Consider the following 13,372-nt stretch of genomic DNA (forward strand, 5'->3'; position numbering starts at 1 on the left):
GAACGCCGGAACTACCGCTCGCGATCGGCCGGCTCGGCGAAGCGCAGGAGCGACCAGGAGGCGGCAGGCAGCTCCACCTGCACCACGCCGTCCCGCATCGCGGGCAGCTCCTGGTAGCGGACGCGCACGGCGTCGGGATCAGCGGCGCTGTTGACGCGCGGCTCGCCTGCGGCGATACCGAGGTGGCCCACAGGCACCCACCGGCCCCGCGGCAGCCGCACGGACGTGCGCAGCGGGGCATCGGGCGAGCGGTTGACGAGGAAGACCGACAGCGCTGCGCCCGCCGGGTCGGGAACGGCGGGGTCGAGGCTGGGGTCCGGAGCCGGCGCGAGGGTGGCGGTGGCATCGAGTTGGGCGACGTCCCCGTACCGACCCGTCGGCAGCATCGGCGAGGTGACAGCGGCCTGCAGCACGTCGCCGCGGGCGTGACGTGCGGTCAGCGCGAACGGATCGAAGATGCTCTGCCGCCAGGCCGGGCCGCCCGGCTCCGTGCGGATCGGTGCGATCACGTTCACCAGCTGTGCCTGGCAGGCGATGGCCACCCGATCGGAGTGCCGCAGCAGCGCCAGCAGCAGGTTGCCGACGACGACGGCGTCGAGTGCGCTGTAGTCGTCCTCGATCAGGGCGCGGGTGTCGGCGAACTCCAGGGAGTCCTCGCCGCCGAACCGGGACTGGTACCACACGTTCCACTCGTCGAACGACAGCTTGATCTTCTTGCGGCTGCGCCGGCGGGCACCCACGGCATCGGCGGTCGCGACGACGGCGTCGATCATGTGGTCCATGTCGACGGCGCTGGCCAGGAAGCTCGCGGCGTCACCGTCGTGCTCCTGGTAGTAGGCGTGCAGGGACACGTAGTCGACGAGGTCGTAGGTGTGCTCGAGGACCTCCGCCTCCCACGCACCGAAGGTCGGCATCCTGCTGTGCGAGCTGCCGCAGGCCACCAGCTCGATCCGAGGGTCCAGCCTGCGCATCCCCCGCGCCGCCTCGGCCGCGACCCGCCCGTACTCGGCAGCGGTCTTGTGCCCCATCTGCCACGGGCCGTCCATCTCGTTGCCCAGACACCAGAGCCGGACGTCGTGCGGCTCGCGGGCGCCGTTGCGGATCCGCAGGTCCGACCAGGCCGTCCCACCCGGGTGGTTGCAGTACTCGAGCAGCTCGCAGGCCTCCTGCATCCCCCGCGTCCCGAGGTTCACCGCGAGCATCGGCTCGGCACCGAGCCTGCGCACCCAGCGCAGGAACTCGTCAGTGCCCACCTGGTTGGTCTCCACGGCCTTCCACGCCCGGTCCAGCCGCACCGGCCGGTCACCGCGGGGCCCGACGCCGTCCTCCCAGCGGTAGCCGGAGACGAAGTTGCCCCCCGGATAGCGGACGACGGACGCACCCAGCTCGCCGGCCAGCTCCAGAACGTCTCGGCGGAAGCCGTCCTCGTCGGCCGTCCCGTGCCCTGGTTCGTGGATGCCGCCGTAGACACACCGCCCCATGTGCTCGACGAACGAACCGAAGAGCCTGCGCGGTACCGGTCCGACACGGAACGCCTCGTCCAGAACGACCTCGGCGGCGGCGTCGGTGAGCGGCATCGGCAGAACCTCGTTCCTCGGGGGCGGGACGAACCGTGTCGCCGTCCATCGTGATGCCGCCCCGGCACACCCCCGACGCGGGGGGCCACCCCCGCGCGTGCGCGCACCCGGACACGCGCACGTCCGCCCTCTCGCTCAGGCCGTGGCAACCGGCCTCTCGGGCCGGGCGACGCGCCCGACGTCCGTGGTCAGAGGCGGACACGGTAGAACGAAGCGACCGCGCGACTTACCTGCGGTCGTCGCGACCGGCACGCGGACGGCAAGCTCGCGTTCGGCGTGTTCGACCGTCGCGAACATCGAGAACCGGGCGAGTGCAGCGCGGATCCCGGAAGGCAGCAGGGCCTCCCGCCCGGCCAGCCCGCAGAGATGCAGCCGCAGTCCTACGGCGGCAGCCGCGTCCTCCACCGCGACCAGCGCGGTGAAGTCGTCGGTACCGAAGAATCGCACTTCGCCCAGGTCGATCACCACGTGCCCGGTGCACAGCCCCAGCTGCGCCCCTGCCACGTTCGACACTCTGGTGATCGTCGCGGGGTCGAGCACCCCCGCCAGCCGGACCACACGCAACCGCGACCCCCGGACCTCCACCGACACCTGCGCCCCATCGAAAGGCACCCGACACCTCCTGACCTCGACCCGAGTGATCGGGTCTGCCACTTCCGGCGCTGGGTCGATACCCGTTTCCGGGAACCGAAACCTCTCGAGGGACCGCCGTCACACTTTCTCGTGGTCCCCGAAGAGTGGCGTCGCCACTTCCTGTGCAAGCACGAGGTCGTGGGGATAGGTGATCTTGAAGTTACGGGCATCGCCCGCAACCCATCGGATCGGCACAGCCGGGGCGAACCGCTGCATGCAGGACGCCGTGTCGGTGCCGGCGAAGCCCTCCCGGGCGGCCTGCTCGTAGGCCGCCAGAAGCGGCGCGGCCGAGAACCCCTGAGGCGTCTGTACGGCCACGAGACCCTCCGGTGCCGGACCGGCGAGCCCGCTTCCACCTGGTCCCGCGGCAGCGAGATCGTCACGGGGCAGGCCCGGCACCGCGCCCCCGCACTCCCGCGCCACCCGCAGCACCTCGCGGACGAGCGGGCGGCCGGCGAACGGTCGGGCGCCGTCGTGGATGAGCACCGTGTCGATGCGCCCGTCACGGATGCGGTCCGCCAACTGTCGCAGACCGGCGAGCTCGGACTCCTGACGGGTCGAGCCCCCGGTCACGACCTCCACGGCGGCGTCCACCTCACGGTCGATCACCCGATCGGCGAGCTCACGGTCCTCGGCGCGCACGACGAGAACGAGCGGGCCGATCTCGGGCAGCGCCGCGAACGTGTTCAGCGAGATGCCGATCATGATGCGCCCCGCGACGGGCAGATAGACCTTGTTGCTCTCGCCTCCGACGCGCGTGCCGCTGCCGCCGGCGAGGACGACAGCCGCCGCGCGCCCGACGTGCCCGGCCACAACCCCACCGCGCTCGCCGGTGGCCGCATCCCCCTGCTGACCTGCGGCTGTATCGCCGCACCTGCCGGCGGGCGCACCGCCCCGCTGATCGGGCGCTGCGCGGCTGCGCTGATCGGGCACGCGGTCAGTGGAGCGCCAGTGGGGCCACCGGGTCAAGCGGGTCACGACGTGCGATAATTCTCAACTCGCACCGAATGACGCGCACTCTGACGGCCCCGCCGGCCACAGGTGCCGGGTTGCGGCTCGGGCTTTCGGCCCGCCCGCCCGGGAACCACGGCGGGGGTCCGAACGTCTCACCGGAATGGGGTACCAGCTGGTCGAATTTCCTCCCACCGAGGTGCGCCGTGGAGCTACTTGTCACGGGCAGTAGGCTCCGGCGGGCTCACCGCCGAGTCCTGGTTGTTCCCCTATTCGTTCGGATGCAGGGAGTGGGCACGGTGAACGATGAAAGCCGGCGCTCTCCCCGTGGCGGCGGTCAACCCCTGCCCCCGCAGCAGCCATGGCCGCGGCGCAGCGAGCGCGAACAGCGCCCCGCACCCCACCACGCCGAGCCTCCGCCGCGGCGTGCGCCGAGGTCCGCAGACGCCCCGCCCCGGCCCATGCCGCCCCGGCGCGTCGACCGCGCCAACGACTCCGAGATGCCGACGCGGCCTCAGCCCCGACTGGCCCACGAGCGCAAGTCGTCGGCGACGCCGCACCCCGGCAGCACCGCCCCGCCCAGGCCGAAGAGCCCTGGCACCAGGACCTCCGCTCCACGGACACACTCGGCGCGCTCGGGCGGCACGACGATCGGGCGGGCGACCCCCACCACGAAGTCCGACACAACGATGATCCCGGCCGCGAAGGGGTCCGGCGCCACGCGCTCCGCGGCGAAGGCGACGCCCACGTCGACGAGGAGCGGGTCCTCCCGGGTGGGTCCGAAACGTGCGTCCTCCGCGGACGGCTCGACCGCCGCGAGCGCCACCACGTCGCGGAGTGCCCGGCGCCGCAGCGGCACCGGCCGCCCTCGCCGCACGCTCGGCCGGGCGCTACTCGCCACCGCAGCGTCCACAGTGGCCCCGGGCTCGGGCCACCTGATGCTCCGCCGGCAACGCACCGGCGCACTGATCCTCGGCGTGTTCCTGCTGACCCTCGTCTTCCTCGTGGCGCTCGGTGTCAGTGCACGCCGGTCGGCCATCCTCGAGAACCTGCTGTCCACGCGCGTCCTCACGATCATCGCGATCGGCTGTGTGCTCGCCGCGCTGGCCTGGATGGCCGTGATCGTCCGCACGTACATGCTGGCCCGGCCGTCGCGACTGGCCGCAGGCCAGCAGGCACTCGGCGTCGGTGTGGTGGTTGTGCTCTGCCTCGTGGTCGCAGCGCCGCTCGGGTTCGGCGCCAACCTCGCCAACTCGCAGCGCTCCCTGCTCGACTCGCTGTTCACCGGCGGGGGCGGCACCGCTGTGGCCGAGGCCATCGCCAAGCCGCGGCTCAACATCCTGATGGTCGGGAGCGACGCGGGGCCGGACCGCAAGGGCACCCGCACCGACACGATGATGGTGGCGAGCATCGACACCAGAACGAGCCGCACCACGCTCTTCGCGCTCCCCCGCAACATCGGCCACGCCCAGTTCCCGCCCGGGTCGCCGATGGAGGAGAAGTTCCCCGACGGTTTCTACGACGAGTCCGATCCCCTGTCGGGCAACTACCTGCTCAACGCCGTGTACGCCTACGGGCTCGAGTACCCGGCGCTCGCACCGTCGGGGCCCACCGCCGATCCAGGGTTGAACCTGCTGCACCAGACCGTCTCGTACATGCTCGGCGTGCAGTTGGACTACTACGTCGAGGTCAACATGGCGGGCTTCGCGTCGATCATCGACGCGCTCGGCGGCCTGACCGTCGACGTCGGACCCAACCGGCTCCCGGTCGGCGGCATCACCCCGAGCGGCCAGCACGTGGCGCCCGACTACTACATCCCGGCGGGCGTGCAGAACCTCAACGGCGAGCAGGCACTCGCGTTCGCCCGCTCCCGCACCGGTTCCGACGACTACACGCGGATGGGCCGCCAGCGCTGCCTGCTCCAGTACATCCTCGAGCAGAAGAGCCCCGCCGACCTCCTGACGAACTTCCAGGGCGTCGCAAAGGCCACCACGAACAGCGTGGCGACGAACCTCCCGCAGCAGGTGCTGCCCCAGCTGGTGTCGCTCGCAGGCAACGGCAACCTGACGCTGGAGAGCGTGTCGTTCGACCCCAACCTGCCCGACCCCAATGAGGACGACGGCAAGTTCAACACACTGTGGCCGGACTTCGAGTACATGCGCGAGGTCGTGCAGAACTCGATCAACAAGCCGCCGCCACCGCCTGCCGCTACTGCGGCGCCGAACCCCTCGGCCGACCCGGGTACCGCACCGACCACCACCAAGGGCAGGTCGGGCAGCACAGCCACCACCAAGGCCGCCCCGGACTCGACCGAATCCCCGGACGCCTCGCAGCCACAGTCGCTCGCCGCGTCCTGCAACTGAGCGGCGGGGCGGGCAGCGCCACCGGTCAGGGCACCGCGCCACCGGGCGCTGCTCGCCCTCCGGGCACTCCCGCAGCCCGCCACCGGTACTCCACCTGTGGACGGCCGGTGCTCCCGTACCGGGAGTGCCGCTCGGCGAGCCCCGCCTCCGCCAGGTACTCGAGGTAGCGCCGAGCCGTCACGCGGGACGCCCCGAGGCCCTCGGCCACCTCGGCGGCGGTGAGCCCGGTATCCCCGGCCGCGGCCAGTCTGCGCGCCACGGCGTCGAGGGACTCGCGGCTCACGCCCTTCGGGAGGCCGCCGGCGGGAGCGGGCGCACGCAGGGTGTGGAACAGGCCGTCGACGTCCTCCTGCGCGACCATGGGGCCAGCGCCGAGCCGCGACCGGTACTCCAGGAAGCCCTCCAGCTTCGTGCGCACCGCACTGAACGTGAACGGCTTGACCAGGTACTGCGTGGCGCCGAAGGAGATCGCCGCCTGGACCACGGCGAGATCGCGCGCCCGCGTCACCATGATGACGTCGGTGGTGTGGCCCGCGGCCCGCATCCGGCGCAGCACCTCGAGCCCGCTGGTGTCGGGCAGGTGAACGTCGAGCAGGACGAGTTCCACCGTGCGGCTGTCGAGCAGCCGCAGCGCCTCGGCCCCCGATCCCGCGCTCCCCACCACCTCGAAGCCGCGCACGCGCCCGACGTAGCTGGCGTGGGCGGCGGCCGCGATGGGGTCGTCCTCGACGATCAGGGTGCGGATCATGCCCTCACCAGCGGAAGGTGCACAGCGAACTCGGCGCCCCGCGCGCGGTCCCCATCGGATCGGTCCACATCGGCACCGTCCGTTTCGGATGATCCCCGCTCGACCCCGTTCCGGCCGGGGGCGTCCCCATCGGACGTACGGAGCCGCACCCACCCGCCATGGCGCTGCGCCGCCTGCCGCGCCAGTGCCAGCCCCAGACCGCGGCCCAGCCCGTCGTGCGGCTTCGTGCTCCAACCCCGCTCGAAGGCGCGCTCGGCGTCGTCGGCCGCGATCCCGGGACCGCTGTCGGTCACGCACAGCTCCACGGCGTCGCCGGTGACGCGGGCGCTGATCCGGACCCAGCGAGGCGCAGGGGCGTCCTCGGCGGCGTCGATCGCGTTGTCGAGCAGGTTGCCCACGATCGTGACGAGGTCGCGGGGGTCGGCGATCCCGGCCGGCACCCGGGTGCCCTCGGCCACCTGCAGAGTGACGCCCCGCTCCCCTGCCGCAGCCGCCTTCCCGACCACGAGCGCCGCCAACTCGGGCACGGCGATCCCGGCCAGCACGGCGTCGGTGAGCTGCTGGGACACGGCGAGTTCGGACGCCGCGAACTCCAGCGCGTCGTCCGGGCGGCCGAGCTCGATCAGCGAGATCACGGTGTGCAGCTGGTTGGCCGCCTCATGGGCCTGGGCGCCCAGCGAGTCGGCGAAACCGCGGATCGTCTGCAGCTCGCTGACCAGGGCACGCAGCTCCGTGTGGTCGCGCAGCGTCACCACGGTGCCGAGGTGCCGCCCCGCCCACCGCGCAGCCCCTTGACTGACCACCACGATCCGGTCGGCCGTCAGATGGATCTCGTCCTCGCGCGCCTCACCGGCGGCGAGCGCGGCCCCCAGCTCGACCGGCAGCCCGATCTCGTCGACGCGGCGGCCCTGCGCGTCGGGGGGCAGCGCCAGCAGCCGCTGGGCCTCGTCGTTGACCAGCTGCACCCGCCCGGAGCGATCGAGCAGCAGCAGTCCCTCCCGCACGGCGTGCAGCACCGCGTCGTAGTACTCGTACATGCGCGCCAGCTCGGCCGGCCCGAGGTCATGGGTGCTGCGCCGCAGCCACCGGCTCACCAGCCACGAGCCGGCCGCGGCGAGCAGCAGCGCCACGCCCGCGGCCCCGAGCACCAGCGGCATCTCGCGCTGCAGCTCCCGTGACACCTTCGCGACCGTGCGCCCGACCGACACGAGCGCCACGACGTTCCCATGGTCGAGCACCGGGACGACGGCGCGCACCGACGGACCGAGGGTGCCGGTGTAGGTCTCCGTGAACTGCTGATCCCCGTGCTTGGCCGGCTCGATCGTGCCCTGGAAGACCTGCCCGATCTGGGCCGGGTTCGGGTGCGAGAGGCGGATGCCGTCCAGCCGCATGACGACGACGAAGTCGGTGGCGGTGTCGATCCGGATCTGCTCTGCGAGGGGCTGCAGCACGGCCACCGGGTCGCGCTCGCCGAGCGCGGCGCGCACGTCCGGCGAGGCGGCGAGGGTGTGCGCGATACCGAGCATCTCCTCCGCGGTCGCGTCGCGGTTGGTCTCGTCGAACTGGACGTACGTGGCCGCCGCGACCCCCGTCAGCACGATCACCACTATCGCCGCCTGGAGTGCGAAGAGCTGGCCTGCGAGGCTCCACCGGCTCCGTCGCCTGGCCACCGTCGTCACCGCCCGTCGTACGAAATGAACGAAATGGTGACGACCACCACATCGCGCCGCATAGTCGCCGCGATAGTTGCCGGTACACGGGTGCCGGCGCAACGCCCGACGTTGCCGTCGGCTCCCCGGAGGACACGTGTCAACCACCGCTACACCGCCCAAGAAGGACCGGACCCACTACCTCTACATCGCCGTGATCGCCGCGGTGGTACTGGGCGTCGTCATCGGTCTCGTCTCGCCCGCACTGGGCAAGGACCTCAAGCCCCTCGGCACTGCGTTCGTCAACCTGATCAAGATGATGATCTCCCCGGTCATCTTCTGCACGATCGTCCTCGGCATCGGATCGATCCGGAAGGCCGCCACGGTCGGCCGCGTCGGCGGCCTGGCTCTCGCCTACTTCATCGGCATGTCCACGTTCGCGCTGGCGATCGGGCTCGTCGTCGGCAACGTCCTCCAGCCCGGCACCGGGCTGCAGCTCGCCGAGGCCGCGCACTACAACGCGCCCGAGGCCGAGTCGCTGTCGGACTTCCTCGTCGGGATCATCCCGAACACGCTCTTCTCCCCGCTGGTCGGCGACAGCGTGCTCTCGACGCTCTTCGTCGCGCTGCTGGTCGGCTTCGGTGTGCAGGCCCTCGGGCGCTCGGGCGAGCCGATCCTGCGCGGCGTGAAGCACATCGAGCGGCTCGTCTTCCGGGTGCTCGCGATGGTCATGTGGGCGGCCCCGATCGGCGCGTTCGGCGCGATCGCTGCGGTGGTCGGCGAGACCGGCTGGTCCGCGGTGATCGCACTGTTCCAGATGATGGCCGCCTTCTACCTGACCTGCGCGATCTTCGTGTTCGTGGTGCTCGGGCTCGTGCTGCGGCTCGGCGCCGGGATCAACATCTTCTCGCTGCTGCGCTACCTGAGCAGGGAGTTCCTGCTCATCGTCTCCACCTCGTCGTCCGAGTCGGCGCTGCCGCGGCTGATCGCCAAGATGGAGCACGTCGGCATCTCCCGTCCCGTCGTCGGAATCACGGTCCCGACCGGCTACTCGTTCAACCTCGACGGCACCGCGATCTACCTGACGATGGCGTCGATCTTCATCGCCGACGCGCTCGGCAGGCCCATGTCGATCGGTGAGCAGATCGCCCTCCTGCTCTTCATGATCATCGCCTCCAAGGGCGCTGCCGGCGTTTCCGGCGCCGGGCTCGCCACGCTCGCGGGCGGGCTGGCCTCGCACCGTCCGGACCTCGTCGACGGCGTCGGCCTCATCGTCGGGATCGACCGGTTCATGTCGGAGGCCCGCGCGGTCACGAACTTCGCAGGCAACGCCGTCGCCACCGTCCTGATCGGCAACTGGGTCGGCGAGTTCGACCGCGAGCGCGCCGACCGCGTCCTGAGCGGTGCCGAGCCGTTCGACGAGGCCACGATGCTCGACGACGACCACGGCTCGGCCGAGCCCGCCGCCCGGGACGCGGAGACCGCCGCGCCGACGCCGCAGAAGCGAGCCGAGGACGCCACGGTCTGACCCGAACGGACGTATCTCCCGGGCCGGGACGTACCCGCAGGCGTTTCGCCGAGGTCAGGGCGGGTACTCCCGGCGGCCTCCACCGTCGACGCGGACGGCGAGGTGTGGGTCGCGCGCCACGTGGCTCCACCCCCTCTCGTACCTGGGCCGGTACGCCCGTTCGAGTGACACACGAGGGCCCGCCGCGAGGGGTGGTTGTGCGTGGCGTTGCACGGTTCTGTCAGGCTGAGCAGTGAAGATGACCTGCGGACATCCGATTCGCGGTGTCCGCACGGAGAGGAGAACCACGACATGGCACTGCCCACGCTTACGCCAGAGCAGCGCGCTGAGGCCCTGAAGAAGGCCGCCGCTGCCCGCACTGCCCGCAAGGAGCTGCGCGACGCGATCGCCCGCGGGGAGCAGACCATCCCGGCGGTGCTCGACCGCGCGAAGTCCGACACGGTCGTCGGGAAGACGAAGGTGGCCGACCTGCTCAAGAGCCTCCCGGGCTACGGGCCGGCCAAGGTCTCCGCGCTGCTCGAGCAGACCGGCATCGACGCCTCCCGCCGCGCCGCCGGGCTCGGCGAGCGCCAGCGCCAGGCGCTGCTCGACGCCCTGAAGTAGACCCGCACCACCACCTGCGTCAGGTGCCGTGAGAGCGGCCCCGACGCTTCGGCCCGTGACTGGTACCCGGCGTTCGCGCCGGGACCGGCCACGGCGGGCGAGCTCGTCTGCGCTCCGGATCGACACGCACCACTGCCGACCGGCAGGCTGTGCGCGTGGAACGCTACGTCGATGTCGCCCCGGGGGTCCGGCTCTGGGCGGAGGACATCCCTTCGACAGGCCCGCAACCCGCTGAGCCGCTGCTGCTCGTGATGGGAGCCGGTTCGTCCGGCGTGGCCTGGCCAGACGCCCTGATCGAACTGCTCGCCGAACACCACCGGGTCATTCGCTACGACCATCGCGACACCGGCCGCTCCTCCGCCATGTTCGAGGAGGAGCCCTACGGCATCACCGATCTCGCGAGTGACGCCGTCGCCGTCCTCGACGCCTTCGAGGTTCCACGTGCCCACGTCGTGGGCATGTCGATGGGTGGCCTGCTCGTGCAGCTGATGCTGCTCGACCACCCCGAGCGGCTCGCCTCCGCCACCCTGTTCTGCACCGGCGCCCTGGCGATGCAGGGCGCGCCGGAGCTCCCCGAGCCCGATACCGCCCTGCTGCGGCTGTGGGGAGAGCTCGACGACCCCCGCGACGCCGAGGGCGAGCTTCGCTGGCGTGTGGAGCACTGGCGGCTGCTCAACGGCTCCGGTACCCCGTTCGACCCTGCCGAGTTCCGTGCGCTCGAGGAGCGCGTCGTCGAGCACGCCGGCCGGACCGAGGCCGTTGTCGCCCACGCCCGCATGGACACCAGCGGGCTGGACCGCGGGGCCGAGCTCGCCACCGTCACGGTGCCGACGCTTGTCATCGAGGCACCGGAGGACCCCGCGTACCCGCCGCCGCACTCCGGTCACCTCGCCCGGACCCTCGGCCAGGCCCGGCTGGTCCGGATTCCGGGAATGGGCCATGCCATCAACCACACGGTCGTCTCGCCACTCGCCGCGGCGATCCTCACCCAGACCACCCAGACCGCCACTCCGGCAGCCTGACCGGCCGCCCCGCCCCGACGACCGAGACGACGAGAGGTACGGAGCATGGGAATCGAGGATCCGGACGCCGACGTGGCCGAGCAGCACCAGCCCGTCGATGACGACGACAGAGCCGACATCGTCGAGGACCCCGACAGCCTGCCGCTGGAGGCCGACCCGGCCGACGTCGCCGAGCAGCGCGAGATCGTGCCCGAGTACGACGACGACGCGAGGTAACGCCCGGGCGACAGGTTCCGATGTATGACGCCGAGCCGGTCACCGGGCGTCCCTGGTGTCACAGGAGACCCGACTGCCGCCCGCTCGATCCCATACGGTGGACAGCCACTGTCATCCGACCGGGTGGTTTATCGAAGGTTCCCATCGGCGTGGATGGCCGGACACGCCGGTCGACCCCTCGGCTCGGGCCCGCTCGGCGATGCGGAACGACAGGTACCGCCACCCGGTTCGGGCGTCCTCTCCTTCGTTTCTCACACCCGCGCGACGGCGAACCGATCGACGGCGAGGAGCGCCTCCGATCCACACCGTAGCCGTGTGATCACCCAGTGCTTCCGCGACGAGAGTTGCTGATGTTGCTCCCGATCATCGCCACCGACCCGGACGGCACGCCCGTACGGGAGCAACGGGCCTCTCACCTGCACCTCCGGCAGAAGCCGGGCACGTCGAGCAACTCCGGCGACGAGCGCTCGCGAAGCGATGGCGCTCCGGCGCGTCGGACCGCCCCCCGATCGGTTCGCAACGTCCGTCCGTAGCGCACCACAGCGCCGTGGAACGCGAGCGCGATTTCGCGTCAGAACGACACTCCTGCGCGCGGCCCCGCCCGGCCCCCCAACAGCCCGTCGTCGCCCACCGAATGGGTTACACGACACGCAGTGACCTAGGAGCGGGGCGGTTCGGGCCATATGGCATCGTTCCCGCCGCGTGACGCGGGGAGGAGAACGGTGAAGGTCATCTCGATCATCAACCACAAAGGCGGAGTGGGTAAAACCACCCTCACCGCCAACCTCGGCGCCGGGCTCGCAGCCCGGGGTCAGAAGGTGCTGCTCGTCGATCTGGACGCACAGGCCAGCCTGACGGTCTCGTTCTTCACCCAGAGCGAGTGGACGGCCGACCTGCTGCCGAGCAGGACCATCAAGCACTGGTTCGACGGCATCGGCACGACGGAGGCGATGGCAGATCCATCGTCCCTCGTCTCGTCGCCGCCGCGTGTCCACGACAAGCTCGCTCGCAGCAGCGGGACGCTCAGCCTGATCGCCGCGCACCGCGACCTCTCCGACGTCGAGACCGAGCTGGCCGCGGAGCTCCTGGGCGAGCCCAAGCGCTTCGCGGAACTGCACGGGCGGCTGCGCGACGGCCTCGTCCACCCGGCCTTCGCCGACTACGACGTCGTACTGATCGACTGCGCGCCGAACTTCGGCCTCATCGCGAAGAACGCCGTGGCGGCGAGCGACCTGCTGTTGATCCCCACCAAGCCGGACTACCTGTCGACCAACGGCATCGACTCGCTCGGACTGAAGATCCGGTCCTTCATCGAGGAGTACAACGACTACTCCCCGGTGCCTGTCGAGCGCCCCGCAGCCGCGGTCGTCTTCACCATGGTCCAGAACCACGACGGAGCGCCCATCGAGGCCCAGCGCAGCGTCATCAGCCGCATCGTTGCTCGCGAGGTCCCGACCTTCGCCACGACCATGCGGGACAGCAAGTCGGTCTACGGGCCCGCGCCCGAGCACGGGGTGCCGGTGATCCTCGGCGGCACCGGCCGCGCCCAGACGCGCGAGCTGCGCGACATGGTTTCCGAGCTCTCAGGCCGCCTCGAAGGGATCGCTGCATGACAGGCACGACCACCACCCCCCCACTCACCGCGGCCCTTCAGCAGGCCACTGAGATGGTCAGGACGCTCAGCCCGCAGCAGCTCGACGACCTCGCCGCCGGACGCGGTGAGCTCGTCTTCCGTCGCGCCCCGCACGCCGCCAGCACCCGTTCCGGCACCCCCACCCGCAGGCCCCGCCCCGAGGTGGACGTCAGCGCGGACGTGGCGGAGATCAACCGCCTCGGCACGCCCGGCGAGGTGGACGACTACCTGCACCAGCACGACGCCCGGTTCACCGTGCCCGTCCTGAGGCAGATCGCCAGGGCGCTCGGCCCGACGGTCCTGACCACGGGACGCACCAAGGCCGAGATCCGGCGCGACATCGTCGCGGGTACCGCAGGCTTCCGCACGCGGTCGGCCGCGATGTCCGGCGGAGCCTGGGCCAAGTAGAACAGCGCGAGAAAACTGCGAGCCGCACCTCAGCGCCCTCG

At 71.4% G+C, this 13,372-nt stretch carries 13 protein-coding genes; 7 read left to right on the plus strand and 6 right to left on the minus strand.

Annotation, left to right across the window (positions count from 1 at the left end; genetic code table 11):
- Nucleotides 1-11: 11 nt before the first annotated feature.
- The 4 genes from arfA to MMF94_RS03100 all read right to left on the minus strand — a co-directional run bounded on the left by arfA (nucleotide 12) and on the right by MMF94_RS03100 (nucleotide 4,062).
- Nucleotides 12-1,577: an arabinosylfuranosidase ArfA gene (arfA, locus tag MMF94_RS03085; RefSeq protein ID WP_241034692.1), complete on the minus strand. Its 1,566-nt coding sequence runs from the start codon at nucleotides 1,575-1,577 to the stop codon at nucleotides 12-14.
- 135 nt (nucleotides 1,578-1,712) lie between these two features.
- A complete protein-coding gene (locus tag MMF94_RS03090) occupies nucleotides 1,713-2,189 on the minus strand; it encodes a hypothetical protein (RefSeq protein WP_241034693.1) in 477 nt (158 codons plus the stop codon).
- 99 nt (nucleotides 2,190-2,288) lie between these two features.
- A complete protein-coding gene (locus tag MMF94_RS03095) occupies nucleotides 2,289-3,143 on the minus strand; it encodes an IspD/TarI family cytidylyltransferase (RefSeq protein ID WP_338104153.1) in 855 nt (284 codons plus the stop codon).
- A 532-nt stretch (nucleotides 3,144-3,675) separates the two neighbouring features.
- On the minus strand, nucleotides 3,676-4,062 hold the full coding sequence (locus MMF94_RS03100; RefSeq protein WP_241034694.1) for a hypothetical protein: 387 nt from the start codon (nucleotides 4,060-4,062) through the stop codon (nucleotides 3,676-3,678).
- A gap of 13 nt (nucleotides 4,063-4,075) precedes the next feature.
- On the opposite strand from MMF94_RS03100, the gene MMF94_RS03105 reads away from it, so the two are divergent.
- Entirely contained in the window at nucleotides 4,076-5,524 is a 1,449-nt protein-coding gene (locus tag MMF94_RS03105) for an LCP family protein (protein WP_241034695.1), read from the plus strand.
- A gap of 25 nt (nucleotides 5,525-5,549) precedes the next feature.
- On the opposite strand, the gene MMF94_RS03110 is transcribed toward MMF94_RS03105, so the two are convergent.
- Nucleotides 5,550-6,272 carry a response regulator gene (locus MMF94_RS03110; RefSeq protein WP_241034696.1) on the minus strand — a complete coding sequence of 241 codons (723 nt, stop codon included), beginning with the start codon at nucleotides 6,270-6,272 and terminating at the stop codon, nucleotides 5,550-5,552.
- Nucleotides 6,269-7,942 carry an ATP-binding protein gene (locus MMF94_RS03115; RefSeq protein WP_241034697.1) on the minus strand — a complete coding sequence of 558 codons (1,674 nt, stop codon included), beginning with the start codon at nucleotides 7,940-7,942 and terminating at the stop codon, nucleotides 6,269-6,271. The genes MMF94_RS03110 and MMF94_RS03115 overlap by 4 nt, the downstream gene beginning before the upstream one ends.
- 136 nt (nucleotides 7,943-8,078) lie before the next feature.
- On the opposite strand from MMF94_RS03115, the gene MMF94_RS03120 reads away from it, so the two are divergent.
- From MMF94_RS03120 to MMF94_RS03145, 6 genes are all read left to right on the plus strand, one after another.
- Complete coding sequence (locus MMF94_RS03120; RefSeq protein WP_241034698.1) at nucleotides 8,079-9,449, plus strand: cation:dicarboxylate symporter family transporter; 1,371 nt, start codon at nucleotides 8,079-8,081, stop codon at nucleotides 9,447-9,449.
- 291 nt (nucleotides 9,450-9,740) lie between these two features.
- Entirely contained in the window at nucleotides 9,741-10,052 is a 312-nt protein-coding gene (gene mihF, locus MMF94_RS03125; RefSeq protein WP_241034699.1) for an integration host factor, actinobacterial type, read from the plus strand.
- A 155-nt stretch (nucleotides 10,053-10,207) separates the two neighbouring features.
- Nucleotides 10,208-11,074 carry an alpha/beta fold hydrolase gene (locus MMF94_RS03130; protein WP_241034700.1) on the plus strand — a complete coding sequence of 289 codons (867 nt, stop codon included), beginning with the start codon at nucleotides 10,208-10,210 and terminating at the stop codon, nucleotides 11,072-11,074.
- A 45-nt stretch (nucleotides 11,075-11,119) separates the two neighbouring features.
- The gene (locus MMF94_RS03135) at nucleotides 11,120-11,290 is read left to right on the plus strand and encodes a hypothetical protein (RefSeq protein ID WP_241034701.1); all 171 of its coding nucleotides are present in this window, start codon (nucleotides 11,120-11,122) and stop codon (nucleotides 11,288-11,290) included.
- Nucleotides 11,291-12,012: 722 nt separating this feature from the next.
- On the plus strand, nucleotides 12,013-12,903 hold the full coding sequence (locus MMF94_RS03140) for a ParA family protein (protein WP_241034702.1): 891 nt from the start codon (nucleotides 12,013-12,015) through the stop codon (nucleotides 12,901-12,903).
- Complete coding sequence (locus tag MMF94_RS03145) at nucleotides 12,900-13,331, plus strand: hypothetical protein (protein WP_241034703.1); 432 nt, start codon at nucleotides 12,900-12,902, stop codon at nucleotides 13,329-13,331. The genes MMF94_RS03140 and MMF94_RS03145 overlap by 4 nt, the downstream gene beginning before the upstream one ends.
- The last annotated feature ends 41 nt before the right edge of the window (nucleotides 13,332-13,372 follow it).

The sequence above is a fragment of the Pseudonocardia alaniniphila genome, from assembly GCF_022524485.1.
GTDB classification, from domain to species: domain Bacteria; phylum Actinomycetota; class Actinomycetes; order Mycobacteriales; family Pseudonocardiaceae; genus Pseudonocardia; species Pseudonocardia alaniniphila.

Bases quoted from the DNA above. Each gene is read 5' to 3' on its own strand.
- arfA (WP_241034692.1), bottom strand. From the start codon at position 1,577: ATGCCGCTCACCGACGCCGCCGCCGAGGTCGTTCTGGACGAGGCGTTC.
- MMF94_RS03110 (WP_241034696.1), bottom strand. From the start codon at position 6,272: ATGATCCGCACCCTGATCGTCGAGGACGACCCCATCGCGGCCGCCGCC.
- mihF (WP_241034699.1), top strand. From the start codon at position 9,741: ATGGCACTGCCCACGCTTACGCCAGAGCAGCGCGCTGAGGCCCTGAAG.
- MMF94_RS03135 (WP_241034701.1), top strand. From the start codon at position 11,120: ATGGGAATCGAGGATCCGGACGCCGACGTGGCCGAGCAGCACCAGCCC.
- MMF94_RS03145 (WP_241034703.1), top strand. From the start codon at position 12,900: ATGACAGGCACGACCACCACCCCCCCACTCACCGCGGCCCTTCAGCAG.